1 pseudogene is annotated in these 443 nt (G+C 79.7%); it reads left to right on the top strand.

Going from position 1 to position 443, the window contains the following annotated elements:
- A pseudogene (locus tag RM609_RS34270) lies at positions 1 to 443 on the top strand (RNB domain-containing ribonuclease); the annotation flags it as partial.

Here is a 443-nt window from a genome sequence, read left to right as displayed (position 1 = left end):
GCGCGGTCGAGGCCCTGCGGCGGCTGGCCCCCGGCCTGGGCGTCGCGTGGCCCGACGGCGCCGGGCCCGGCGAGGTGATCGGGACCCTCGACCCGGCCCGGCCCCGGCATGCCGCCTTCCTCGACGCCGCGACCTCGTTGCTGCGCGGCGCCGGTTACACCGCCTTCGACGGCGAGGCCCCGGCTGAGCCCGGGCACGGCGGGGTCGGCGGGCCGTACGCCCACGTCACCGCCCCGCTGCGCCGGCTGGTCGACCGCTTCGGCACCGAGGTCTGCCTGGCGCTGGCCGCGGGGGAGCAGCCCTCGGCCGAGCTGCGGGCCGCCCTGCCGGAGCTGCCCGCGCTCATGGCCGCCTCCGACCGGCGCACCCACGCGGTGGAGCGGGCCGTCGTCGACCTGGTCGAGGCCACGATGCTGTCCGGTCGGGTCGGCGAGGTGTTCGAC

Origin of the sequence: Streptomyces hesseae (assembly GCF_031845785.1) — a bacterium.
Taxonomy (GTDB): domain Bacteria; phylum Actinomycetota; class Actinomycetes; order Streptomycetales; family Streptomycetaceae; genus Streptomyces; species Streptomyces hesseae.
This window is presented reverse-complemented; position numbering and strand designations above follow the sequence as displayed.